At 47.0% G+C, this 25,662-nt stretch carries 25 protein-coding genes and 1 tRNA gene; 11 read left to right on the top strand and 15 right to left on the bottom strand.

All coding sequences use genetic code 11. The features are described from left to right. Positions 1-27: 27 nt before the first annotated feature. Complete coding sequence (locus RE469_06630) at positions 28-660, bottom strand: winged helix-turn-helix domain-containing protein (GenBank protein WMT43877.1); 633 nt, start codon at positions 658-660, stop codon at positions 28-30. A gap of 51 nt (positions 661-711) precedes the next feature. Here RE469_06630 and RE469_06625 point away from each other — a divergent pair, with 51 nt between their 5' ends. Then, positions 712-1,914 (top strand): MFS transporter, encoded by a 1,203-nt coding sequence (locus RE469_06625; GenBank protein WMT43876.1) that lies wholly within the window; start codon positions 712-714, stop codon positions 1,912-1,914. Between the two features lie 36 nt (positions 1,915-1,950). Here RE469_06625 and RE469_06620 read toward each other — a convergent pair whose 3' ends face one another. Then, positions 1,951-3,090 (bottom strand): MFS transporter, encoded by a 1,140-nt coding sequence (locus RE469_06620; protein WMT43875.1) that lies wholly within the window; start codon positions 3,088-3,090, stop codon positions 1,951-1,953. Between the two features lie 212 nt (positions 3,091-3,302). Between RE469_06620 and RE469_06615 the strand changes: the two genes are divergently transcribed. Beyond that, positions 3,303-4,766 carry an NADP-dependent isocitrate dehydrogenase gene (locus RE469_06615; GenBank protein WMT43874.1) on the top strand — a complete coding sequence of 488 codons (1,464 nt, stop codon included), beginning with the start codon at positions 3,303-3,305 and terminating at the stop codon, positions 4,764-4,766. A gap of 294 nt (positions 4,767-5,060) precedes the next feature. On the opposite strand, the gene RE469_06610 is transcribed toward RE469_06615, so the two are convergent. Continuing rightward, a tRNA-Trp gene (locus RE469_06610) sits at positions 5,061-5,202 on the bottom strand. Between the two features lie 321 nt (positions 5,203-5,523). Between RE469_06610 and RE469_06605 the strand changes: the two genes are divergently transcribed. Continuing rightward, a complete protein-coding gene (locus tag RE469_06605; GenBank protein ID WMT43873.1) occupies positions 5,524-5,865 on the top strand; it encodes a nitrite reductase in 342 nt (113 codons plus the stop codon). Position 5,866: 1 nt separating this feature from the next. Here the strand turns inward: RE469_06605 and RE469_06600 are convergent, their stop codons facing one another. Continuing rightward, positions 5,867-7,285, bottom strand: coding sequence for a DNA-directed DNA polymerase II small subunit (locus tag RE469_06600; GenBank protein ID WMT43872.1), 1,419 nt, complete (start codon positions 7,283-7,285; stop codon positions 5,867-5,869). Positions 7,286-7,381: 96 nt separating this feature from the next. Here RE469_06600 and RE469_06595 point away from each other — a divergent pair, with 96 nt between their 5' ends. Together RE469_06595 and RE469_06590 are read left to right on the top strand one after the other, a co-directional pair. Further along, positions 7,382-8,287 (top strand): DMT family transporter, encoded by a 906-nt coding sequence (locus RE469_06595; GenBank protein ID WMT43871.1) that lies wholly within the window; start codon positions 7,382-7,384, stop codon positions 8,285-8,287. A 69-nt stretch (positions 8,288-8,356) separates the two neighbouring features. Next, a complete protein-coding gene (locus RE469_06590) occupies positions 8,357-8,974 on the top strand; it encodes a uracil-DNA glycosylase (GenBank protein ID WMT43870.1) in 618 nt (205 codons plus the stop codon). A gap of 93 nt (positions 8,975-9,067) precedes the next feature. Here the strand turns inward: RE469_06590 and RE469_06585 are convergent, their stop codons facing one another. From RE469_06585 to RE469_06575, 3 genes are all read right to left on the bottom strand, one after another. After that, positions 9,068-9,925 carry a hypothetical protein gene (locus RE469_06585; GenBank protein ID WMT43869.1) on the bottom strand — a complete coding sequence of 286 codons (858 nt, stop codon included), beginning with the start codon at positions 9,923-9,925 and terminating at the stop codon, positions 9,068-9,070. 53 nt (positions 9,926-9,978) lie between these two features. Continuing rightward, the gene (gene guaB, locus RE469_06580) at positions 9,979-11,436 is read right to left on the bottom strand and encodes an IMP dehydrogenase (protein ID WMT43868.1); all 1,458 of its coding nucleotides are present in this window, start codon (positions 11,434-11,436) and stop codon (positions 9,979-9,981) included. Positions 11,437-11,518: 82 nt separating this feature from the next. Next, positions 11,519-12,196 carry an MqnA/MqnD/SBP family protein gene (locus RE469_06575; GenBank protein ID WMT43867.1) on the bottom strand — a complete coding sequence of 226 codons (678 nt, stop codon included), beginning with the start codon at positions 12,194-12,196 and terminating at the stop codon, positions 11,519-11,521. A 197-nt stretch (positions 12,197-12,393) separates the two neighbouring features. Between RE469_06575 and RE469_06570 the strand changes: the two genes are divergently transcribed. Beyond that, positions 12,394-12,567, top strand: a complete 174-nt coding sequence (locus tag RE469_06570; protein WMT43866.1) for a hypothetical protein — start codon at positions 12,394-12,396, stop codon at positions 12,565-12,567. Between the two features lie 12 nt (positions 12,568-12,579). Here RE469_06570 and RE469_06565 read toward each other — a convergent pair whose 3' ends face one another. Next, positions 12,580-13,695, bottom strand: coding sequence for a radical SAM protein (locus RE469_06565; GenBank protein ID WMT43865.1), 1,116 nt, complete (start codon positions 13,693-13,695; stop codon positions 12,580-12,582). Positions 13,696-13,985: 290 nt separating this feature from the next. On the opposite strand from RE469_06565, the gene RE469_06560 reads away from it, so the two are divergent. Next, positions 13,986-15,095 carry a CofH family radical SAM protein gene (locus RE469_06560; protein WMT43864.1) on the top strand — a complete coding sequence of 370 codons (1,110 nt, stop codon included), beginning with the start codon at positions 13,986-13,988 and terminating at the stop codon, positions 15,093-15,095. Between the two features lie 28 nt (positions 15,096-15,123). Then, entirely contained in the window at positions 15,124-16,341 is a 1,218-nt protein-coding gene (gene truD / locus RE469_06555) for a tRNA pseudouridine(13) synthase TruD (GenBank protein ID WMT43863.1), read from the top strand. On the opposite strand, the gene RE469_06550 is transcribed toward truD, so the two are convergent. The 4 genes from RE469_06550 to RE469_06535 form a co-directional block, all read right to left on the bottom strand. Continuing rightward, positions 16,342-16,896, bottom strand: coding sequence for a TATA-box-binding protein (locus tag RE469_06550; protein ID WMT43862.1), 555 nt, complete (start codon positions 16,894-16,896; stop codon positions 16,342-16,344). It abuts the gene before it with no gap. Positions 16,897-17,040: 144 nt separating this feature from the next. Continuing rightward, positions 17,041-17,340 carry a metal-sulfur cluster assembly factor gene (locus RE469_06545; protein ID WMT43861.1) on the bottom strand — a complete coding sequence of 100 codons (300 nt, stop codon included), beginning with the start codon at positions 17,338-17,340 and terminating at the stop codon, positions 17,041-17,043. 110 nt (positions 17,341-17,450) lie between these two features. Then, positions 17,451-18,437, bottom strand: coding sequence for a pantetheine-phosphate adenylyltransferase (locus RE469_06540; protein WMT43860.1), 987 nt, complete (start codon positions 18,435-18,437; stop codon positions 17,451-17,453). A gap of 12 nt (positions 18,438-18,449) precedes the next feature. Beyond that, positions 18,450-19,658, bottom strand: a complete 1,209-nt coding sequence (locus RE469_06535) for a PLP-dependent aminotransferase family protein (protein WMT43859.1) — start codon at positions 19,656-19,658, stop codon at positions 18,450-18,452. 366 nt (positions 19,659-20,024) lie between these two features. On the opposite strand from RE469_06535, the gene RE469_06530 reads away from it, so the two are divergent. Further along, complete coding sequence (locus RE469_06530) at positions 20,025-20,555, top strand: GTPase domain-containing protein (GenBank protein WMT43858.1); 531 nt, start codon at positions 20,025-20,027, stop codon at positions 20,553-20,555. Then, positions 20,530-21,498, top strand: coding sequence for a tRNA-intron lyase (gene endA / locus RE469_06525; protein WMT43857.1), 969 nt, complete (start codon positions 20,530-20,532; stop codon positions 21,496-21,498). The genes RE469_06530 and endA overlap by 26 nt, the downstream gene beginning before the upstream one ends. Here the strand turns inward: endA and rpsB are convergent. Both rpsB and guaA read right to left on the bottom strand, forming a co-directional pair. Continuing rightward, positions 21,465-22,067 carry a 30S ribosomal protein S2 gene (gene rpsB, locus RE469_06520; protein WMT43856.1) on the bottom strand — a complete coding sequence of 201 codons (603 nt, stop codon included), beginning with the start codon at positions 22,065-22,067 and terminating at the stop codon, positions 21,465-21,467. The genes endA and rpsB overlap by 34 nt on opposite strands. 70 nt (positions 22,068-22,137) lie before the next feature. Next, positions 22,138-23,076 (bottom strand): glutamine-hydrolyzing GMP synthase, encoded by a 939-nt coding sequence (gene guaA, locus RE469_06515; GenBank protein WMT43855.1) that lies wholly within the window; start codon positions 23,074-23,076, stop codon positions 22,138-22,140. Between the two features lie 130 nt (positions 23,077-23,206). Here guaA and RE469_06510 point away from each other — a divergent pair, with 130 nt between their 5' ends. Then, positions 23,207-24,442 carry a glutamate-1-semialdehyde 2,1-aminomutase gene (locus RE469_06510; GenBank protein WMT43854.1) on the top strand — a complete coding sequence of 412 codons (1,236 nt, stop codon included), beginning with the start codon at positions 23,207-23,209 and terminating at the stop codon, positions 24,440-24,442. Here RE469_06510 and hemA read toward each other — a convergent pair. Beyond that, the gene (gene hemA, locus RE469_06505) at positions 24,437-25,621 is read right to left on the bottom strand and encodes a glutamyl-tRNA reductase (protein WMT45648.1); all 1,185 of its coding nucleotides are present in this window, start codon (positions 25,619-25,621) and stop codon (positions 24,437-24,439) included. The two genes, RE469_06510 and hemA, sit on opposite strands and share 6 nt — an antisense overlap. Positions 25,622-25,662 lie beyond the last annotated feature (41 nt).

The raw sequence follows: 25,662 nt of genomic DNA, 5'->3' as shown, positions 1-25,662 counted from the left end.
ACGAAGCCTTTCTTCTAATAAATTTTGTCATTCCCTCCTCTTTGCTTTACTGCGGCCGGATTTTTCAGGTTCCCCGAAGTCCATCAGACCCGGAATTCCCAGAATCACGTATGTATTATCGCCGTCATCGTCCGGATTCTCCTGAAAGATCTTTATAAGCGATTTCTCGTGATCAAGAAATTTGCTATATGTTGCATCGGATGTTCTGCCATAACTCATGAATATCCTGTCACCCTTCAGCAACTCCTTAATTTTTGGCGAGCTTCTTTCGGGATACATTTGAATTTCCTGAGCTATGATCTGCAGATTCATTGACTGGGACAGAAGAAATGATACCACGATCTCCCTTGACTGATCCTCTGAGAGCGACTGCAACCTCCTGTTCCACACCTCGGAGTCAAGTTCCTGGAACAGGGGTTCATTCAATGTGTAGTATTTCTCCACGTAATTCCTGTTTACCACTGCCTCCGGCTCATTTATGATTCCGCTGCTTACGAGGTCCCCTATGGTCTGGTAGAGGTTTGAGCGTGTAGTGCCGATGAGTTTTGACATCTGCGTCACCGTCATCCGCTTTCGGCGAACCAGCAGGGTGATAATGGAAAGTTTTGTCCTGTTGGATATGGCTGATAATAGTGTTTCAATCCTTTGATTCTGATCCATGAATGGACAAGTTTATCTATAAGCATAAACATTACGTATAAGTGTACTTATATGACTGACAATAACTTACACCTGGAAGTAAACAGGCGCATATTCTACAGATTTCTTATTGCAAGGAATCTGGCAAAGGCAAGCACTTTCCTGTTCTATGTCTACTTCATCTGGGAACTTGTAGCGAAATTTCATTCCGTTTTCCTGGCTGGCCTTGTTCCCGCTTTCTCTCTGCTGGGCTACCTCCTCATAGTAATTCCAGAGGGGCATCTGCTGGACAGGAGGAACAGGAGCAGGGTTTTTTTCATAGCAGATGGAATCCTTGTGCTGGCTTACTCACTTCTCTTCTTGGGAGACACCATTCTCATCATAATGGTTGTTGACCTCATATCATCGCTTCTGGCCTGGGTGGCTTCCGATTCACTGCAGGGCATGATAAAGAGCATCATGCCGGAGGATCAATATGGAAAAGCAGTATCCATGAATCAGACCGGAACTGCAATTTCAGAAATACTTGGGATAATTGGGGGAGGGGCAATGATCTATCTTGGCATGTCTTACCTCAGGATCTTTCTTGTGGCCTTAGCTTTCCTTTCTGCAGCCCTCAGTTTTCCAATTGTCATGGAAAGAGCCGATACTCACGGGAAGAACTATGGCGAGGTGTTTGTTTTCATCCGCAAGATGGCTTTCCTGCTGGTCTTGAGCCTGATTCTCAATGGACTCTTCATCTCGCTTGATGTTTATGGATCAGGGCTCATAAGGATAGTTCTGCATGCCCCTGCTTATTACTATACACTTTTCCTGCTGGGATTTCCTGTTGGTTCAGTTCTTGGGGGATTGCTTATCTCCATGGGAAAGATTTCTTCAAAGCTTTCTCTAATACTTGTCACCGTAGAGGTGCTGTTTATCGGCATCCTGCTGCTTGCGGTAGCCATTGATCCTGATGTCTTCATTGAGCCATTCCTGACTTTAGCCATGGGCGTTGATGTTATAATCATAAACGTGCAGCTTTCGGCTTTCTCGCTCAAAGTCATACCAAATGATCTCACCGGAAGGTACAATTCAATATCGGTTCTGTTTTCGGCAGGTGCCTCACCCGTAATGGCATTGCTGTTTTCTGCACTATCCAGATTTATCTATTTTCCCCTTGTGCTTGAAGGAGCTGCAATAATTGCCATAGCAGTTGCACCCCTCACCTATTTTGCCATGAGATCAATGATGCGTGCATTCGGGGTAAAAACGGAGGAGAGCACTACAACCTAATCAATTCCTCCAGGAGTTACACTTCTCGGATGCCCATCACCTTTTTGCTGAGGCACTGACCGGCATAATAGTTCTTGAATGCACTGTACTTATAAGGAACGTTGCAATGGAAAGTATTCCCAGGAACATTATGAAATACATGGCGTTGCCTATTCCATATGATGTGTCTATTATGGTGAAAATGAATACGCCTGCAATTCCGGCAACTGCTTTTCCAGAGTAGAGTATTCCGTTGTTGGCCGTGGAATATTTTGAACCGTACAGATCGCTGACGTGTGAAGAATACAGGGTGAAAAGTGATCCCCCGAATAGCGCAATAAGAATGGAAGCAGCAAGTATTGATATTTCAGTTCCTAGATAAGCCAGAACAGACCCAACCAGTATGAATATGAGAATGAATATTATGGCTCTCGTCCTGCCGATACTGTCCGATATCTTTCCGATAAAGGGGCGCCCTATGCCGCTTATGAGCGGGAATATTATGGTCACCAGCACCAGGTATGATATGCCGAATTTCAGAGAAAGAAACAGCAGGAAAAAGGAAAACAGCTGGAGTGGTGATCCTGCAAAGGAATAGGACGAAAAGATCAGCCACCAGCGGCCCTCTCTTATGACGCTGGCAGGTGATCTGCCGCTCTTCAAAACAGGATAATCCACAAATCTTGAGAGAGCCAACAGCACAGCCAGCATCAGTATCCCGATAATGAGCATGGGTAGCCGGAAGTTTTTGAAAATGAAAATGAAGGGATTTGCAAACACGGCACCAATTCCAAATCCCATGCCAACAAATCCAGATGCAAAGCCCCTGTTTCCCTCATTCCACTTCAGGGCCATGTTCACAGAAATTCCGTAAAGAGAACCCTCTCCAACGGAACCAACAAGCCAGAAGAGGGCAAATTCTGATACGTTCCTGGACTGGCTTGAAAGCACCAGCCCTGCTCCTGAAATTATCAGTGAGACAATGTAAACTTTCCTTGGACCAATGTAATCTGCAAAAATGCCTGAGAAGATCTGTGATACCGATGATATGATTATGAACAGTGTGAAGACCAGGCTCAGGGTATATTTGTCAATGCCTGAAACAATGGGCAGAGTGAGCTCAAATGCATTCCATGAGTACTGGAACACAGATGCGAACATCATTGTGATGAGACCTGTAGTCAGGTATCTGTTCATTTATGACACTATATTTCTTAATCAATAATTAAACAATTGATGAAAATGTACAGGTTTGCCCAGACTATCAGGTATATTGTGAATTGAAATAACGGAAAGTCCTATCTGAAACCGTTCCAGCCGGGGAGCAGGTGAAACCTTTAGTTGCCATGTTCACCAGTATTGCCCTGTGATCCGAAGTTTGAAGTATTGGCAATTTTATCAGGGTATTGATGCAATCTGATGAACACGATAATCCTGCAACGCCAATTACCGTTGCTTATGGAGACGGAATAGGCCCGGAAATTATGGAGGCAACACTATCAATAATAATGGCTGGGGGAGCCAGACTGAAGATTGAACCCATTCAGATAGGCGAATCCGTCTATCTGAAGGGTATCACCTCAGGTATAGAGCCTTCGGCATGGGAATCACTGAGGAGAACCAGAGTTTTTTTGAAGGCACCAATCACCACGCCTGAAGGAGGGGGTTTCAAGAGCTTGAACGTTACCATCAGGAAAACTCTCGGGCTTTATGCAAATGTCAGGCAGTGCCCCTCCTATGCGCCATTTGTCTTCACCAAGCATCCGAACATGGACGTGGTAATAATCAGGGAAAATGAAGAGGATCTATATGGAGGTATTGAGCACAGGCAGACGGATGAAGTTGTACAATGCCTCAAGCTCATATCGAGACCCGGATCTGAGAGACTTATCAGGTATGCCTTTGAATACGCCAGAAGATACGGGCGGCATAAGGTAACCTGCTTCACCAAGGATAACATAATGAAAATGACCGATGGCTTATTCCACAAAGTCTTTGACGAGGTATCGAAGGAATACCCGGACATTAAGAGCGAACACTGGATAGTTGACATCGGCGCGGCAAAGTTGGCTGACACTCCCGAAGATTTTGATGTACTGGTTCTTCCAAATCTTTATGGAGATATTCTTTCTGATGTGGCTGCGCAGATAGCAGGATCGGTTGGGCTCGCCGGAAGCGCCAATGTGGGGGACGGCATTGCAATGTTTGAAGCCATACACGGATCAGCTCCACGGAGAGCCGGGCAGAATGTTGCGAATCCATCGGGTCTGCTTCTTGCGGCGGTTCAGATGCTGGTGCACATAGGGCAGGGTAAGGTGGCTGAACGCGTGCATAATGCGTGGCTTAAGACCATCGAGGACGGAATTCACACCTACGACATATATGATCCTGAAGTTTCAACTGAAAAGGTTGGAACCAGAGAGTTTGCCGAAGCTGTTATAAGCAGATTGGGGCAGAAGCCAACAAAGCTGAAGGCAGTCAGCTATCCGGATAAGCTTCCACCCATTCAGATCACGCTTACACCAGGGAAGAGGCCCGATAAAAAACTTGTTGGTATTGACGTATTTCTTGACTGGCAGGGGAATCCGGAAACACTTGGGAAGAGTCTTGAAAAAGTTGCGGGACCTGAGTTCTCACTAACAATGATCACAAACAGGGGAACCAAGGTATATCCGGGCGGAATGCCAGAAACTTTTTGCGTTGATCACTGGCGCTGCCGGTTCCAACCCCCCGGATCGGCAGAGACTGTATCAGATGAGGATGTACTTGCACTGTTGACCCGACTTGTCAGGTCAGGGTATCCTCCTGTGAAAACTGAAGGTCTATTCACATTTGATGGGAAACCCGGGTTCTCTCTCGGACAGGGGCAGTGAACCTTTTCAAATCCCTTTGATCTCAGACACATCCACCTGTTTTTCTTATTTTTAATAAAAGTACTCTAAGGGATGTGGAACCCCAACAGGCATCCAAAATGATCAATTGCATAAACCATTTCTTGAAGTGATAAAACCCATGTGATGCAAAGATTCAATGCTGCAAAGTACGAAGAGATCATGGAATTATGTAATGCATATCAAAGCGTGAAGTGGGTTTTTCCTTTGAAAGAAAAGCCGCAGAACAGTGGAAAAACTTGACTTTATATTGAGAAAAAATGTGCGTGTGGCTAGTGGGAGCACTGGGATTCGAACCCAGATCTACGGGTCTCTTCCTGGTTCATAGTTCCAGTCACTCATCACAAATTCAGGTGACCCATAGTTAATCATAACCTGACTGGAGCCCGCTAGGATGGCCTGATTACCCCATGCTCCCGTTACTCTCTGTTTGCCTTCCGTTCTCTCTTCAGTCTTCGAATTCTCTTTTTTCTCCATTTCCAGCGCATTTTACCGCGCTTTTTCCAGTCTCTTGAGCTTCTCTTCAATGTTACACCTCTGAAATTTCTGCAATCCAGTAGTCACTGAACCTAGATTGAAAGGCAGTGAGTTCTTCCATATCCAATGGTTTTATTTATCTTTAACCATCCACTGCGTATTTTCTGTGCCCGGAATCTTTGAACGTGCTTGTTCCGTAATGGTGACCTGTAAAAAACGGACCGGATAACAGAATTTATTTACAAAGATTGCCTGATGATCTGTGGCAGAAGACATTGAAAGATACCTTAGCAACTTCTTCAAGGCAATGCCCTCGGAAGACCTGTATTTTGAGGCTCTTCATGAGATTATCAAGGACCTTGTGAAGGAATATCTTAAGAGGAAGATAAACCAGAATGAAGAGATTAAGAACGAGATAATGAGTATACTTGAAAAGTTCATGGAAAGCAAATTCAAGGAATATGATGCCATGGCAAGGATGGCAAAGGTCACTGCGGAGATAGGACTCCTCAGCACACCCAGTTCCATAAAGGATGAGGCTGTATCGGATTTTGTAGGCACATTCAGGAAAGAAATCGAAGAGATCATTAAGAAAACTTTCTGATTTATGGACTAGGGTTTTCAAAATTTTTTATTATTGTAGATCGTGAGTGAAGATCGAACATTGTCATTATTGAAGGGTTCGGCGAGAAATTCATCATCTTCTGGTAATCTGTCTGTGACTGCCAGGTTGATGAGTTCACATACCTCACTCCCCTGTAATTCCCCAGATAGTGCGAATGTATGTGGCCAGTTATGAAAATATCCGGAACTTCCTCAATAACATGATAATCATTGGGCGACGGGATCAGGGGTGTCTTTCCACCATACTTAGGGGCAAGATGCCTTCTCTTCAGCATTTCTTCTATGGCCTTGCCTATGGATGTGTAATTGGCGCCGGGGACAAGCTCTATCATGTCGTTCAGGGACATACCATGATAAAGCAGAACGTTCTTGCCCTCCAGCTTCAGGTTGAAAGGGTTTGGAAGCATGACGGCATTCTCCGGAAATATTTCCTTCAGCTTTCCGGTGAAATTCGGCTGAGGCTCAGCAAGCCTGACCACATCGTGATTTCCCGGCATGACGAATATCTGTATGTCCTCCGGGATCTCGCTAAGGTACTCGCCTAGTTTCCCGTATTGTTCAGAGGGGTTAATGAGTTCCAGATCATCCTCCTGTCCGGGGTAGACACCAATACCATCAACCACGTCACCGCTGAGAATGAGATATTTCAGGTTTGCTGCTTCCTTGTCTGAGGACTTTATCCAGTTCAGCAGCCTGCGGAAATCATCCTTCCTGAATGTTTTGGAACCTACATGAATGTCGGATAGTGATGCGACATATACCGGTTCCTTCCCAGTATCCTCCATGACACGATACGGTATGTCCGGCCTGACAATCTCGTTTGGAAACAGGACAGGTTCTCCTGGCCCCCTGCTGACAGACCCAATCACCCCGATGACTTCGTCCTGGATGATGAGTTCGTTGGACAGCCCCTTGTCCTTCATTATTATTGCCTGGATGCTGTCGTCCATGTCTTCAAGCAGTACACGCTTGTGGCCGTTCCTGGTGACATCCACGGATGACACCATGCCAACAATTTTTACCTCGCCGTATGTCTTCTTTGCCGTCCTTATGTCCATGGACCCGCGCATTGTCCCAGAAAGTGATACGATTTTCCTCAATTTCTCGTACCTGCTCACGAACATCTTCCGGAAGTCCTCAACTGAGCTGTTCACCCTTATGTCCGGCAGGTTGACTTCATAATCCATTCTCTCCGTTTTCTGTTCACCGCGAATCAGCTTTCTAACAGCCTTGTCATCAATATATCCTGCTGATTCAACCTCCTGCGACAGGAGCCTTGGTATGAGCGATCCCATGCTCCTTTCCAGTATGATGTTAAGTGCCTGCGGTGAGACAAGAATTCCGTGCTTGTGGAAATACTCCAGGATCGAAACTCTGTCGCTGAAAAGCTGATCCGGCATGATTGCCAAATAGCCCTAGTTTACTTAACCCTTTAGTGTAATTCCGTTACCCAGTGAACACAATAAGGATTTATTTTTTAAGTGAATGCACATACTGTGTCAAAAGCAGAGGATACCGCGGGCTTCATAGCAATGGCCTCATTCTGGGCCCTGAACTACCCGCTCGTTAAATTCGCCATTGTTTACCAATCCTCATTATCACTGCTGTTTTTCCGAATATTCTTCGCAGCCATAGCATCCTTCATAATCTTCAGGAAAGGAATCCACTTCCCACGTGATCTGGCCACGAACCTGAAGATTCTGGTATTCTCCATTCTTAACCTCATATTTTTCATGGGCTTCTGGTTTGTTGGAGAATCAACGGAAAGTTCAGCACTTTCATCCATCATAATTTATTCATATCCTGTGATCACCATTGCACTATCGGCATTGCTGCTGGGAGAGAAGCTCTCACGGGCAAGGGTAGCCGGAACTGCTGTGGGCTTTGCCGGGCTCATTTTTATCTTCATCCAGCAGCTCTTCATAAGACCCGGACTGGGGCTTGTGCTTCTTATTCTGGCTGCCATCAGCTGGTCGCTGGCAACAGTATTCTTCCGCAAGTACCTCCTTGAGGTGGGAAGCATGACAGTGAACTCACTGCAGTTTCTATATGCACTCCCCATTGTTGCGGCAGTGGTTTTTCCATTTCACCTTGTGAACTTTGCGAGGCTGACACCCCAGTTCCTTATCATCATGATATACATGGGGGCCCTGAGCACGTCCGTGGCTTACTGGATTTACATGAGGCTCTACACAAAGTATTCCGTGTCGGAAATCTCGGCCTTTTTCTTCACGGTTCCAGCCCTGTCAATAGTTTTCAGCTATTTCATCCTGAAGGAAAATAACACCCTGTTCACGTATGGTGGGTTTGCGCTCATTGGTGCCGGGATATTCCTGAGTTCCTGGAAGAGCAGGTCTGCCCGCGATGAAAAAATATTGGAAGCCCCCGGCGAAGAGGTCTGATTCTGGACAGCTACAAACAGAGTTGTGCGCTGAATAGTTTTATAGGTTCCTCCCCATGAAGTCCTGAAGATGCAGGAACTACGTGATCTTTGCTCTGAAATATCAATGTGCAAGAAATGTGATCTGTACCTCTCCAGGAAAAATGCTGTATGCGGTTTTGGCAGCGATTCACCACGCATAATGATAATTGGTGAAGCACCTGGGGCAAAGGAGGATGAGGTGGGAAAACCGTTCGTCGGCAGAAGTGGACAGCTCTTGAACAGGGCACTTGAATATGCCGGGATTCTTCCCCATGATCTGTATATAACAAATTCTGTGAGATGCAGACCGATGATAGGAAAATCTCCAAAGATGGGCGAAATAAGGCAGTGTTCTGACTATCTGAAAAAGGAGATTGCTGCACTCAGGCCTCGCATCATGGTTCCAATGGGCAATGCTGCCCTAAAATCAGTATCTCTAATTTTGGGGTCAAACCTGGGGAAGGTCTCAGAGGTTGAGGGGCGCTTCATGTATCTTTCAGGACATATACTTGCCCCGCAGTACCACCCCGCAGCCATATTGCGGAATCCCAAAAGGATGGAAAGATTCAAGGACAATTTCGTAAGGATTTTCCGCCTCATGAATGACATACAGGACGGCATAAGCAACAGTGTTCTTGAACTGCATTCCGTGAAGGTGTTTTACTGAACAGTCAGTGGGTGTAGTCCTGCCAGTTAGTCGCCCCCATTAACTGATATCATCTGGCTCCAGCATATTATGCCATGAAGAATTTGAGAAGGATCAGCGCCTTCTCCTTGCGAAATAGAATGATACCGCTGCACCGATTACGAGAATGGTGGCAATGACGTAGTAAGCTGCTGGAGATGACCTTGGAGGGGAAGTGACATTAACGTTATTGGAGGACACGACGGCATATCCTGGAGTTGAGATTGTATAGGATGGATCAATGAGCAGTGACACGTTAACATTTCCTCCACTGAGGCTCCAGGAATAATTGCCAGTTGTTCCTGCGTTGTAACTGAAGGTCGTGGTATTTGTGGCTGCATCATATGTTCTGTTCCACTTTGTCAGGGAGACCTGAAAGGCAGACAGGTTGAACACGTTCACGCCGGAATTGTTGACCTTGACGATTCCGCTGTAGCTGCCTCCCAGACTCAGACCACTTGTAACCTGGAATGATCTCCATGAGAGGTTGGCGCTGTGGTTGCTGAAAATCCCGCTGATATTCATTGCCAGTTCTGCAGAAGTCTGGATGACCATTACCTTATATCCGTCTGTAGTTGAGTTGGAAACGCTGCTGACTAAGCTGTATGATAGATTCTGAAGCACAGCTTTACTGTCCCTTTCCTGAATGGAAGCATTTACCGCTTTGAAAGCCGTTGAATTATCTGAAATATATCCATTATATGAGGAATTCTCCGGCAAAATTCCTGATACAACAGCCAGCAGGGATGATAATAAAGTGGATGATTCTGAAACATTTACTGTCAGTGTTGAATTGAAATAGGCGTTCACAGTTGCGCTATCATTATCTGGATTCAACATAACTGTAACGGAAGTTGCGTTGACTGCAGGCACCAGAAGGATTGCCACGGCAATCACGGCAAGTGCAGCAATAGCCACGGGTTTTTTCATCATTCCATGCTAATTGAATTCTGGAATATAAACAGATGGAAAGGGATTTTTTCCCTCTACACCTGATAAATCTGGTAATTTGGAGGCTCACTGACTATCCTTATGTCATGTGGATGGCTCTCCCTCAGGCCACTGGATGTTATCTTGACAAACCTTGATTTTGTCTTGAGTTCGCTGATATCCCGCGCTCCAACATACCCCATTCCTGACTTCATTCCTCCCGTAAGCTGGAAAAGAACCTCGTCAACTCTTCCCTTGAATGGAACTGCTCCCTCGACGCCCTCTGCTACAAACTTGTTTGATCCAATCTTTCCGTACCGATCGGAAATTCCAGTCTGTATGGCGCCCAGTGAACCCATTCCCCTGTAAGCCTTGTATTTCCTGCCGTTCATTATCATCTCGGATCCGGGGCTCTCCTCTGTTCCGGCGAATATTGACCCAAGCATTACCGCATCGGCCCCTGCAGCTATGGCCTTCACAATGTCCCCTGAAAAGCGGATTCCGCCATCTGCAATAACCGGGACACCGTGCTTGGCCGCAATCTCAGCCACATCTGAAATAGCAGTGATCTGTGGGACTCCGATTCCAGCGATGATTCTGGTAGTACATATGGAACCGGGCCCTATCCCAACTCTCAGGCCGTCCACATCAAGTGAGATGAGATCCTCCGCAGCCTCGGCGGTGGCTATATTACCTGCCACTATGTCAACCGATACAAGTTTCCTCATCTTCTTGATGGAGTTCAGCACATTCTCATTGTGGGCGTGAGCAGTATCAATTACTATGGCATCCACGCCCTCCTTTTCAAGTGCCTGCGCCCTTTCCAGATCAAAGGGGCCAACGGCTGCCCCAACAAGAAGCTGGCCGTTTTCATCCCTGCTTGCTTCCGGGAATTTCTCCCTGTTTCTTATGTCCTTGGCGGTTATGAGCCCCACAACCCTGCCATTCCTGTCCACCAGCGGCAGCTTCTCTATCCTGTTCTTGTGCAGTATCTCCACCGCTTCCTCAATTGGTATATTGTCATTGGCGGATATGACCTTCCGGATCATTATGTCCTCAACAGTGTTTCTTCCCTTTCCTGCAAAGTCCAGATCCCTGCGGGTCACGATGCCCACCAGTTTCTCGCCGGAGACCACCGGAAGTCCCCCGATGTTCTTTGTCCTCATTATATCCCTGAGATCGTCTATTGTTGTCTCAGGGGATACAGTGTGCACATTCCTTATTACAATGGTCTCCTCTCTTTTGACTCTTCTTACAAAGCCTATCTGCTGGTTCATGGTGATGTTTCTGTGAATTATTCCCAGTGCCCCCTGCTTTGCCATGGCCATTGCCATTCCGCTCTCTGTGACAGTATCCATGGGGGAACTCACAATGGGAACCTTGAGTTTTATGTGCCTGGAAAAATTTGATGAAATATTTACTTCCCTGGGTTCCACTGCAGTTCTGGAAGGAATCAGAAGGACATCGTCATACGTGAGGGCTTCCCTTATCTGCTGGAATTTATCTGTGAACATGTTGACGTAAGGCTAAACGCCTAAATAAATCTGTTCAGAGCCCATTCTGGATCTCCATTCAATGGCCCTGTACAGGTCTGGATCAGGATTCAATCCCATACAGTTCATGGGCTATGGATGAAGCAAATTCAATGGATTTTAAGGTTTCTGTGGTAAACTCATACCTTACAAGAGAATAGTACCGCTTCATTATTGCACTGGAAATTCCAAGCTTCCTGGCTGATTCCACCGTGCATTCATCCCTGAACTCATGGGCATGCATCATGGCACTGTTGAGATGCCCTATCTCCCGTGAGCAGCCCACTCCCTTTCTCTTCACTGTCACTGCAAATACAGGTGCATGGGAACTGATGCGGTTGAATTCGTAACCTATGTCCCATATAATCCTGAATCCGCTGCTGAATGCACTGAGTGCCTCATCCCCTATGACAAGTGCAAACTCCGCTTCATTGAGAAGGTCTTGGGCCTCAGTGCTGCTGCTTGGTTTTGTTTCATATTCAATGCCTTCACTCCGCAGGATATATTTCAGGTACATCTCCGTTGTCCTGGTATGCCGCGTGACTGCGATTTCCATGCCCTTATGGGGAAGCGTTCCTCGGGAAACAAGCAATGTTGAGATCACAGGACCAATGGATGAAATAACTGCAGAATTCTCAAGTTCCAGAACATCCCTGTGGCTGAAATATTCCAGCAGTGACACCATTCCACAGGCAATGCTCCCGTCAAGGATGGAAGAGATTATTCCACGGGGCGAATCCATGACCATTCCAGCAGGATCTGGATAAGCCCTGTGAAGAGGACAGCTATGGGTGAAATTTATGAGTCCAATCATTCAGTTCTTATGGTAATTGCACCCAGTGTCAAAAATGTAACAGTTATGATCATTCTGCAAAGCATTTGGACAGAACTGCAGATCTGTACCAGAATATTTTATAGCTCAGTTAAGCTGAAAGTTTAATGATGAGCGCACTTGCAGCAAAAATCGTACTAACGGCAGGAAGTGCTGTTGTGGCCGGTACAGCCATTGCGGCTGGTTATCACCATGGTATAGCCGTGGCCCTTCAGAATGTGCCTGCATGGACCCATGCTCATGGTGTCCTCCTCAGGCTTTCGGGAGAACAGCATCCTTGAACCGGGTGGTTTCTAAAAATAATTTTTTATCCTGTAGAATGTGTCTCTCTGGGCAGGTATCTTTCCAATCTGCCTGACGAGTTCATTCAGTTCCTCCACACTTGTGCCCTCTTTCCTGTCTGTAGCCCCGAATATCTTCTCGCTGAATGCTGTACCAACAAGATCACTGCCGCCGCCCGTGAGTGCAACCTGTGCTATTCCCTTGCCCAGTGACACCCAGTACACGCTTATGTTTGGTATATCCTGCCCTGCAAGTATCCTGGCAAGGGCTATGACCTTCAGGTCTGTCTCTCCTGATGCGGGCATCCTGACCCTTCCACTTTTCTGGAGAGGTGTGTTGTCAGGGCTGAACTTCAGTGGGATAAAGGAGAGAAATCCCGGCACTTCACGCTGGTTGTCCCTTATCCTTATTATGTGATCTATGATGTGTTCGATCTTCTCCACGTGGCCGTATGTCATTGTTGAATTGCCTGGTATTCCCATGCTGTGTATTACCTTTGCATCCTCCAGCCATTTCTCGCCGGATATTTTCTGCGGTGTTGTGATCTGTTTCCTTACTTCTGCGTCAAATATCTCCGCTCCACCACCGGTATGTGCATCCATCCCGGCAGCCCTGAATCTGCTCAATATCTCGGTAAGGCTGTTTCCGGTTGTGCGGGCTATGAAATCAATCTCTGGAATGGTAAGCGCCTTGAGGGTTATGTCAGGAATTTCCCTCTTGACTGTCCTGAAAACTTCCTCGTAGTATTCTACTGGAAGATCACTGTTAAAACCGCCAACTATATGGATTTCTGTGGCACCGGCAGCCTTTGCCTTGCCCAGCTCAGACCTTATCTGATCCAGTGACAGCTCATACCCCCTGTCCGTCTTACCCTTCATTTTCATGGGAACATAAAATGCACATATGGGACAGCTAGCTGTACAGTAATTTGAATAGTTTATATTATAAGAAACGGCATATGAGACCACATTGCCAACCTGCACAGACGTGAGATTGTTTGCCAGTTTCATGAGCTGGTAAAGATTCAAGTCCTTTTCCATGGCAACTCCTTCTTTGAAGGAAAGGGGATAGCCAGCCCTAATCTGCTCTGTCCAGTAATCCAGAGGATACTGGGAAAAACCTTCCATTGTTCAAAATTACCTGATTGTAGTTAACCGTTTCTAGTGGATTCATTTTCACCCATTCCGGTAATGATCCATTTCCTCTACCTCATCCATTGCCCAGTTATTCGCCAGGCTTCTGGAAGTCATGAAGTTGCTCAGCACCCTGTATCACGCCGGTTGATCCTGGTTTAACGGTGTTTTTCTGTACCTGGCAGAGTTAAGTGCCCTGGCATAATATAATGGCACGGGACGCGATTCCAACAGCAACCGGAACAATTTGCCAAAGGATTAATAGTCATTATCAATAAAGGACTATGCTCAAACAGCCTGACCAGGTTGATGATATTCTGAGAAGCGTACAGAGTGGTGAAATACCCACCAGGGACGATATTATTTTCATGTATGATGAAGCAGACCTCAATTCTCTGGGCCAGGCTGCCAGATTCCTTGCACAGGAGAAATCCGGGAACACCGTTTCATTCGTATCCAATATGATACTGAATTACACCAACATATGCAACGTCAGGTGCAATTTCTGTGCATTTTACAGAACTGGTACAGAATCTGATGCCTTCCTTCTTACAAAGAAACAGGTCATAAAGGAAATTGAGCCATACTACAGGAATTTCCATATCACGCAGCTGCTCATACAGGGAGGAGTGAATCCTGCCCTTCCTCTTGAATACTATACCGATCTCTTCCGTTCAATTCATGAAGCTTATCCGGATCTGGGGATTCATGGACTCTCCACGTCGGAGATATCATTTATTGCCAGAAAGGAACATACAAGTGTGGCAGATATCATAAAATCACTTGTGGAAGCTGGCATGCAGTCAATACCCGGCGCAGGTGCCGAGATATTTGACGATGATGTCAGGAAGGTTCTTGGCAGGCCGAAAGGCAGTGGGAAGCAGTGGCTTGAAGTGATGGAAACTGCCCACAGGCTTGGCGTCCACAGTTCCGCCACAATGATGTTTGGCCATGTTGAGGAATCACGCCACAAAGCAGATCATCTGCTTGCTCTGGTTGATCTTCAGAGCAAGTACAACGGATTTTTGAGCTTCACTCCGTGGAACTTTGAGCCGGGCAATACCCAGCTTCAGAAGTCTGGGGCGGTGATGTACCGCGCCGGCGGCGCAGACGTACTTCGCAATATAGCCATATCCAGGATTGTCCTGAATAATTCCATTCCAACCATCCAGAGTTCATGGCTGACCAATGGAATCCAGATGGGGCAGATGTCCGTACTTTTCGGGGCGAATGACTGGGGCGGCACCATATACGATGAGAAGGTTATTCCTGCCACTGGAAAGCAGGTGGGCAACCTCAGGAAGGATGCCATAATAAACGGGCTTAACCAGATAGGAATGGAAGCTGTGGAGAGAGATAACCTTTACAGAGTGATAGGCCATTACCCGGCTTGACCCGCCTGAACATGAACTGTCGGTGGGCATGGAAAGTTATGTAACCGACACAAAGCCGCTCAGGGGTGTTTTCAAACAGACTCCGGAGGATTTTCTTGTGCAGGAAATTCCAAAGTGGATCCGGAGATCAGACAACGGCAAATACATTGTCATCAGGGCAAAACTCAGGGAATGGGATACAAACCGGTTCATAATCTTCCTGGCCAGGGAACTCCATATCAGCCACAAGCGCATAACATACTGCGGAACCAAGGATAAACACGCTGTGACCACACAGTATTTCAGCATAAACCATGATTTTGACCCATCCACCATCAGCATATCAGACTGTGAAATCCTGGACTGGTTCAGAACAGACCGGATGCTTGCCCTTGGCGATCTTATTGGCAACAGGTTCACCGTTAACCTTCACCTGAATCGTGACGACATAGGTCTACTTGGTGACTTGCTTGAAGAGCTGAATGCCTCGGGTGGATTTCCAAATTATTTCGGGCTTCAGCGGTTCGGCAGCATCAGGACCAACACTCACCGGGTTGGAAAGCTGCTTGTTGAGGGTAAGGATGAGGAGGCTGCCCTGGAATACATATATGATCCAGAGATAGACACAGAATATTACAGGAAGGATTTTGCCTCCACCATGGATGCAAGGCTGGCGCTGAAGGAATTTCCCATGCATCTAAACTTTGAGAGAACACTTCTTGGATACATGCTGGAGCATGGAACCCTCAGGGGGTCACTGGCTGCGTTCCCCAAGAATCTGGGAATGATGTTCGTTCATGCATACCAGTCATATCTCTTCAATAGGATCGTATCCATGCGTATCAGGGAACTTGGAATCAACTCTGTCAATGAAGGTGATGTTCTATATCCTGTTGACGGACTGTTCAACAGCGACGCAAGGAAGGAGATCAGGGTCAACTCAATGAACCGGGGAATCCTGGAGGACGCAGTGAGACAGAACAGGCTCAGGCCCTCGGCACCGCTCATAGGATTTGATACTCATCTGACGGATGGCCCACAGGGTGAATTCGAAAAGAATATACTTGATGAAGAGGGCGTGAATCCCGGAATGTTCCGCCTCCGGTCATATCCGGAATTTTCATCATCCGGAGAAAGAAGGGTTGTGTCCTGCCTGCAGTCAGACCTTACCATTAACAGTGATGGAATAATGGAATTCAACCTTGGCAGAGGGATTTATGCAACATCCCTTATAAGGGAAATTCTGAAAAATAACATGACCTGGTGATCAGATCAGGCCAACTTTCTGAAGTTCCTTCTTCACCTTTATGACGGCCTGCTCAATCTCGCTTTCTTCCTTTGCACCGGTACAGACCACCTTTCCAGATCCGAAAAGCAGGAGAACCACCTTTGGCTCCTCGACCCTGTAAACGAGGCCCGGGAATTGCTCAGGCTCATACTCCACGTTCTCCAGCCCAAGTGACATGGCAATATCCGTGAGGTTAAGTTCCGCCTCGAGATCATATACGGCAACTATGTTCTGGACAACAATATCAGGGTTGTCATATACCTCAATACCGGCCTTTTTCAGCTTCTGGATTATTGTGTCGATTGTGAGCTTCACATTTGCAAGATTCTTGGCGCCTGTGCAGTTGACCTTGCCACTCCTGAATATGAGAACAGCTGTCTTTGGTTCATGGAGACGGTAGATAAGGCCAGGAAACTGTTCGGGCTCGTATTCCGATCCCTCAAGTGCAAGTGCAATCCTGCTCAGATCAAGATGTTCCGCCAGTGACGTAGAAGCCACGATGTTTTCCACTGTAATCTTTTCTCTCTCGCTCATAAATAACCCTTTCGTTCACTATATAAAAAGGGTATTTAAAGGTGCGTCGTTTCATGAGAGAATCTCGATCCTTATTCAAAATAAAAAGACAGATTCTCGAATGATAATACTATACTCAGAGAGGTCCCACCAATAGCGGGAATCCTATGTCATATTCAGGGCTTCCTTGGCCTCATCTGTCATCATTGAAGGATTCCATGGCGGGTCCCATACTAGCTCTATATCTGCAGCCTCAACACCCTCCATGTTCTCCACTATCCTCTGAGCTTCAGAAAGTATCCATGGTGTAACGGGGCACGTGGGAGCGGTCATTGTCATCTTAATATAGACCCTGTCGCCATTGATCTCCACATCATAAACGAGACCAAGGTTAACCACGTCCATGCCTATTTCCGGATCTGAAACCTGTTTCAGCTGCTCCAGAATTTCCTCCTTGGTAACCATTATGCTCTTTTTTTAATGGCTTCCCCGTACTTAACCATTATGTAGATGTGCAGGAACACTTTTAAGGACTCCATGAGAAGAATAATGGGAATATTGGTGAGCGGCGAAACTCACTGGATCTTTTCATCCAAGCCATAGAATGAAGCGCCGGTCCTTGGGATGAATGCATTCCTGATGGCCTCATAAACAAGTTCCTGTCTGGTGATCCTGTTGCCCGAGATTATTCCTGCAATACCTGAAGTTGATCCGGGGTCCGTTCCGCCATAGGATTCTACAAAAGCCTGAGATTCCGTAAGCCCGTTTCTGATTCCCCTGACGATATCCGGTGGAATGGCGAAACCGCTTCCCGTACCCACTGTAACCCTGGAATACCTGTCAATGACCACACAGTAGTGGATGTCAATCGCGCTTCCAGTAATCCGATCCATATATACACCGGATTCAACACCAACACCATAATCCCGGGATCCCAGGGCGGACTGAGCCCTCTTCATTGCACTTATCTGTGTGTCGATGCCCAGTGGCTGATCTGTCTCCAGTTCATACTCCTGATTGCGAAAGATCTCATAATTTCTCATTACTTTTGAAATATATCTATCCAGAGCCATGACCTTGAGGCTGTTGGCAGTGGATATTCCTATGAGGACTGGCGTGACCCTGCGGCCGTTAGCCCTGATTTCTCCCTTCACAATCCTGCTGGAGCTTATGGGAAAAAGGTCTTCTGCCAGAGCAATGGGTACCTCCACGATCCTCAATGGCTTGAGCCCCTTCCGGATCCTTGACGAATTTATTGCTTCAGCCTGGGCACGGGTTTCTCTTGATACAACAATGGTATCGTATTCAGCAGAAGCATCAGCGTTCCCGTTTCTCGAATCAAGAGGATATATTTCATAATCCGATGTGAACCGGGATATATAGTTATCAAGGGCACGCTTTCTCATAGAATATCTGGGCGCATCATACGCCTTGTGGCTCTTAAGAAAATCATCTGATGCGAGACCCACGATCAGGTGATTTCCTGTCCTGATAGCAGCATCCAGCATCAGCATATGCCCTTTGTGGAATCTTGTGAAAGATCCCCCCAGTACTGTGATCATGGTATTATCAGCCTACTGGGGCTGAAGCACGGACATTTTCTTCTCCAGTACAGAAGCGAGCCTCTTGATTCCCTCGTAAATCTGTTCATCTTCGGAGAACGTGAAGTTCAGCCTCATGCTGTTTGCCTGAGCCCTGGCCGGAGAGAAAGCGTTTCCACTGACATAGGCTACCCCATCCTGTATGGCATCCTGCAGCATATCCGTGGTGTTTATCCTGGAATCAACTGTGGCCCAGAGGAACATTCCGCCAAGCGGCTTTGACCAGCTTGATCCATCTGGAAAATACTCTTCAAGTGCCCTGAACATGGTATCCCTCTTTCTCCTGTACAATTTGATTGTCTTGGGAATCTGCTTCTTCACCTCGTCTCTGGCAAGGTACTGCCACGCCACAAACTGGCTGAAGGTGCTTGAGGACAGATCAAGAGCCTGCTTCAGAAGGTTCACTCTTGATATGAAGGACTCGGGAGCCACTGTGAAGCCCATCCTGAGTCCCGGACACATGATCTTGGAGAATGTGCCAAGATATATGACTTCCGGGTCAAGCGATCTAAGAGATGGTATCCTATCCCCATCATACCTCAGTTCCCCATACGGGTTGTCCTCAACCAGTGGAATCTGGTATTTCTGAGAGATTTCTATGAGGTGGCGCCTTCTTTCCAGACTCAGGGTTACCCCGGTAGGGTTCTGGAATGTTGGTATTGTGTATATGAACTTGGGTTTCTTTCCCTTTGATATGAGTTTCTTGATTTCGGCTTCAACCAGTTCTGTCTTGATCCCATTCTCGTCCATTGGGATGGAATGCATATCCGCATCATTGGCGTCAAACGCCGATATGGCGCCAACGTACGTCGGCTCTTCTGTAATTATGGCGTCACCAGGATTCACAAGTATCTTTGCTAACTCATAGAGCCCCTGCTGTGATCCGGCTGTAACAAGGACCTGCGATTCTGAACTCTTTATGTTTTCAGTTTCCCTGACAAGGCGTACTATTTCCGTGCGCAGCTCGTTGAGGCCTCCAGTGTTCCCATACTGCAGAGCAATTGTCCCATACTGATTCATCACGTCATCCATAATGGACTTGAGGTCTGCCATTGGAAACGTTTCGGGATTGGGCATGCCCCCACCGAATGATATGAGATTCTTGTTGGTCGCATATTTGAGGAGTTCCCTTATCTCGGAAGGCTTCATATTCTTCAGGTTATCTGAAAACTTGAATTCCATAATGTCACCATCCAAGTATGCCCAAAAAGTTAATAAACCTATTCAGTGCGAATCATTGTCAGAGCCAACGTTTTACAAGGTTGACAGAATATTATGCTGAGACGTAACAATATGGCATTCCTCCAGAACAGTGATCAATAGCGAATATTGAATAGCGTCAAAATGTCGGAGAACACGAAGTCACACAGATTGCCTCAATAATGCAGACTTCCCTGCAGTAAAGCTGAGGAAAATTCATGATATTTCCGCGGAAATATCGGAACAGAGCATACCGTATTTGTAACTTTCTGTACTGCGACGGCAATTTGCAACGAACCGAGATTTCACCAGCAAAAACTATAAGAAAATCCTCCTAATCAATTGCCAATGGTCATGGATCGTGTTGCCTGGAAAGTTAGTGTTGCCGGAGGCAAAGGTACCGGCAAAAGTGCCCTCATATCCCGGGTAGTATACGATTCTGACAGCCCTGGTTCGGCTTCAAAACTGCTTTCAAGGAAGCGTCTTGTTGTTGACAGGGACGGCACCAAGATATCTGCTGATCTGCTGCTCCAGGAAATATCTGATGGCCCGGAGGCAGAAAGGTTTCTTCCAGGATCCAACATAATACTTGTGCTGGTGGATGTCACAAACCCTGCTTCACTGGACTTTGCCCATGACATAGTGAAATATTCCAAGACTTTTGAGAAAAAACCCCAGATTTTGCTTGTGGGAACTAAATCTGACATGAAGTACGAGGCCCAGATCTGGACTGAGGATATTGAGAAGATTGGAAAAAAGGAAAAAGTGGACTATGTGATGGTATCCTCGCGGACCGGTGAAGGCATTCCGGAGCTGCTGAACAGCATCACCGACAGCCTTGTGGAGAAGGTTTATGCAAAAAGGCAGCGGACCGCATAGGGCAATATGCCAGAAGGTTGTCTTTTCCATAGAAGAGGGGAAGGGGCCCTCTCATCTGCAGAGCAAGTACAGAGTGGGCAGGATAATTTCCGGGATCCTCTACCTGGATCCGTACGAGGCGCTCTATCTTGTTATTAAGGGAAGAATCACAGCGGAGAATCCCTCCATGAGAAGCCTTCTTTCCCTCATCAGCGCGTTTGATCAGCCCCCAGGGTTCACCGATCGCTTCTACCTGTTTCAGTTGCTGAAATCAAAGGGCTTCCTGGTGAAGGTTGAGAACAACTCCATGTATTACAGAAGAACGCCACGTGAGGATTACAGGGGACCTGTTGTCACGGTCAGGGAAGACCGCACCATTACATTTTCCCAGCTCGTAGCGGGCAATGATTCGATCTATGCAGCCATAGACGACGATCACGATATCACAATGTTCATTGCCAGACCGTTTGAACCTGAAGGTAATGTCAGGACTGCGCTGGGTAACCCAAAAAACATAGTTGATCTCAATGGTACCCCTGCATCCGAGGACAGCGGCATACCTGAGTGGATGGGGACGACCCTTGGGAGCATAAGGCTCCTGAACGAATACGAATCTTCACTTCTGTCCGGAACGGCAGGTAACGATGAGAGCCTCACCATGAGGGTTTTCCGCGATCTTGTGTCCAGGGGATTCATAGTGAGAACAGGATTCAAGTACGGAGCAAATTTCAGGGTTTATGGTGTTAACATTGATGCCCATGCAGAGTTCCTTGTGCATGTGCTTGAGGAAACTGAGGAATGGTACAAAATAAGCAGGGCCGTAAGGGTCGCGCAGGGCGTAAGGAAAGAAATGGTATTTGCCGGAAGATCCGGTTCAAGGACTGCATATGTAAAAATTATCAGGGTAAGGGACCCCTTTCTCAATGACCATCAGATCTGGGACTCGAAATCGTCAATGGTGTAGTTGAACTCCGAGTAATCCCTTATGGTACCACGGTTCTTCAGGATCTCCCTTGCCAGCAGCCAGTATATCACTGCCAGGGATCTTCTTCCCTTGTTGTTTGTGGGTATTATGAGGTCAACGAAATCAGTCTTATTGTTTGCATCGCAGAGAGCCACTATTGGCACTCCAACCCTCTTTGCCTCCTTCATGACCTGCGTGTCTGCCAGGGGATCGGTGATTATGATTACCTTTGCTTCCCTGTAGCTGGACAGCTGTGGGTTGGTCAGGGTGCCCGGAATGAACCTGCCGACTATGGATTCTGCCCCAACCACTTCTGAAAACTTTGTGACTGGTTTGAATGCATACTGCCTCTGGGCTACGACCAGTATTTCAGAGGGCTTGAACCTGGACAGCATCTTTCCTGCAACTATGAGCTTGCTGTTGGTCTTCTTGATGTCAAGGATGTAAAGGCCGTCGTTCCTGATCTTGAAGATGTACTCCTGCATATCCTTTGACTTTACCTGTGTTCCTATGTGAATGCCGGATTTCTGGTATTCCTCTTCCGAAAGCAATAATTCCTCTTCTGTCATGATATCCCTTTAATGATAACTACCCACAATGCTTCGCCATATATTTAAATTACCTGAAGACCTGAATTTTTCATTCCCATTCAATTGTTGCCGGCGGCTTATTCGTCACATCATAAACAACGCGGTTTATGCCTTTCACCTCGTTGGTTATCTCGGTGGAAATTCTGTCCAGGAAGTCCCATGATGGCCTCGTGAATGTGCCGCTCATTGCATCGCTGGTATCAATCATCCTTATGGCCACCGTGTTGCCATAAGTTCTCTTGTCTCCATGTATGCCGGTGCTCTGAACCGGCAGGAGCACTGCAAAGTACTGCCAGGGCCTGCCCGATGCATCAGCATACTCATCCCTGACACCACGTTCCACTATCTCCGTTACATCCCTCAGGAGATCGGCCTTCTCCCTGGTGATCTCCCCAATTATTCGTACGGCAAGTCCGGGGCCGGGAAAAGGCTGTACATCCGTATCTAACCCTACGAAACGTGAAATATCCCGTATCTCATCCTTGTAAAGGTCCCTGAGTGGTTCAATAAGCTTCAGGTTCATTTTCTCCGGGAGGCCGCCAACGTTATGGTGGCTCTTGATTACTTCCCGGACGCTACCGCCGCTCTCAATCCAGTCTGGGGCAATTGTTCCCTGCAGGAGGAATTTTGCGCCATATTCCTTTGCCACCTCCTCAAAAACATCGATGAAGGTCTTGCCTATGATCTTCCTCTTCTGCTCTGGCTCTGATATGCCCTTCAGGGCTGACAGGAAGCGATCTGAGGCATCAATTATGCGGTAGTTCAGGGAAAATCTCTTGAAAATGGCTTCCACTCTTTCAGGTTCACCCTTTCTGAGAAGGCCCGTGTCAACGAACACAGTAAGGACCTTCTCTCCAGCAGCCCTGTTGGCCAGCACCGCAAGGAGTGTGCTGTCCTGCCCACCAGAACATGCCAGGATGCCGCGATCCGTAAGCTTTGATCTTATCTCCTGGATTGCTTCCTCTACGAAGGATTTCTCATTCACCATTTGCAACCCCATGGTATGTATGGTAATTAATCTGACTTTTCTCAAAAGGTTTGCCTATGAAAAATGCCGCATAACGGCAGGACTGAAACTTCAATGAAAGAAGCTAAATCTCAGGTGCCGATTTCTTGCCATGTCTTCGGAATCACTTTATAAGGAATCAAGGGAGATCTTTCCGGGTGGAGTGAACTCACCAGTGCGTTTCTATGAACCTTACCCCAGATTCATCAGGTCTGCATCAGGATCCAGGATTTATGATGCCGATGGCAGGGAATATGTTGATCACTGCCTGGCATTCGGTCCCCTCATCCTGGGACACGGGAATCAGAGAGTAATGAAAGCACTTCAGATCCAGATGGAACGCGGAATACTTTTTGGCGCTCCGTCAGAAGGGGAGATACAGCTTGGTAAGGCCATAAGGGAAGCAATTCCCTCCGTAGAGATGATGAGATTCACAAATTCCGGTACGGAGGCAACAATGCATGCTCTGAGGCTTGCGAGGCACCATACGGGCAGGGATCTGATTCTCAAGATTTCGGGTGGATTCCACGGCGCACACGATATGGCCCTGTCTGCAGCTCCATATAAGCCGGATACTGACCCGGCAAGGTATTCAACACTGGAAATTGCCTTCAATGATATACCTGGCCTTGAAACGGTTTTCAGGAATCTTGGACCGCGGATTGCGGCATTTATCACGGAACCGGTTCTGGGAAATGTTGGGGTTGTGCCACCGGATCCGGAATTCCTGAAGGCTTCCAGGGAACTGACCAGTGACAGTGGTTCAATTCTTATTTTTGACGAGGTCATAACTGGTTTCCGATCATCATACGGCGGCTATCAGGATATGATTGGTGTGAAACCGGACATGACGACGCTTGGAAAGATCATAGGCGGAGGGTTGCCTGTTGGAATGTTCGGGGGCCGCCGTGAAATAATGGAGGATGTTGCACCCAGTGGTACCTTCTACCAGCAGGGCACATTCTCCGGAAGCCCTCTTGCAATGGCTGCAGGATATGCCACACTGCAGGAGTTGAAGAATGTCGACTATACCGGCATATGTTCGTATGTGACAAAACTTGGTGACGAAATAGTGGACTTCGCCGGACAAAAGGGCATAGATATTCAGTTCAACAGATCAGGAACCATGTTCACTGTATTCTTCAATAACCGTGAAATTACAGATGGAGCAGCTGCCTTGAGGTCACGTACTGACCTTTACACAAGGTTCTTTAACACCATGCTGAACAATGGGGTATTTATCCCGAAATCGCAGTTTGAGGCATGTTTCACCAGTTCCGTACATACTCTCGACGATCTAGGGAAAGTGGTGGAGGCATCAAGGAACAGTCTCAAATCAATTTCATGAATTCGTTCCGTCATTCAGGAATGCTGAGCTGATAATTTTCATTTTTTCTGAATCATGGCTCAGGGCGGCATCACGAAGTGATGTGGCATACTGCCCCAGCAGTTTTTTAACTAGGGAGTTTACCATCTTCAGCCTCACGTCATCGGGATTCCTGCCTTTCCTGATCTCCTCCAGAAGCCGATCCACTTCGCTCCTTGTTATTTCCTCTGCATAAGAATAAGATCTGGTGATAAATTCCTCAGCCTGGAACTCCATGAGTTTTTTCGAGAACGTTGCCAGTGATTCATCGATTATGGCCTCGACCTTTGGTATCTCTGACAGTTTTGATTCCCTGTTCCGGGAAGCAATTCCCTCCACTGTATTCAGGTCAATGACCACCTTCTCCGGAATATATCTTACCCCCTGGTCTATATTTATGGGGTTTGATATGTCAATAAAAACCTGCAGTCCTGATTTCGAAATGTCTCCAGGATGTATCAGTATTGATTTTGAAGACGTTGCAGCGATGATTATATCGCTCTGGTTGACAGCCTCCGGCAACCTATCCGTGCTGACATATACCCCGCCATACCGCCTGGCAAGTTCCTCTCCCAGATTGCTGTTGCGCCCTGCAATTGTGAGTTTCCGTGGAGGTGTCTTAACAAGGTACCTTATGAACGTCTCCGCCATCTGCCCCATCCCTATGACCAGAACAGATGATTCCGGTATGGACCTGATTCCTGCAGCCAGATCAAGTGCGATCACAGGTATGGAAGTTTTTCCCCTTGAGATGCTGGTATTTTCCCTTGCAAGTTTCCCCGTACTTATTGCCTTCCGGAAAATGAGGGAAATGAGCTTGTCGGTCCTGTTCATTTTACTGTATTTCTCATAGGAACTCTTGATCTGGGCCAGTATCTCATGCTCTCCCAAAGACATGGATTCGAGCCCGGATGCCACCCTGAAAAGATGTGAAACTGCATCCAGTCCAGAAAGATAAATCCCACCGGCCATGTCCACGTGGGGCGAATCGTCAGAAGTTGTGAAATAGATTTCAACCCTGTTGCAGGTTGAAAGTACCACATAGTGCTGCGATACGCTGGCAGCCAGATTATCTATCTTTTCCGGAGTCAGTGACACCATTTCATTGAATGATGGTGGATCAAGCCTGTAATTCCATATAATGGCACCAAATGACGTCATATTCAACACGAATATCTCGGAGTGTCCATGGTCTCCGGGGA

This window comes from Cuniculiplasma divulgatum (genome assembly GCA_031200235.1).
GTDB lineage: Archaea > Thermoplasmatota > Thermoplasmata > Thermoplasmatales > Thermoplasmataceae > UBA509.
This window is presented reverse-complemented; position numbering and strand designations above follow the sequence as displayed.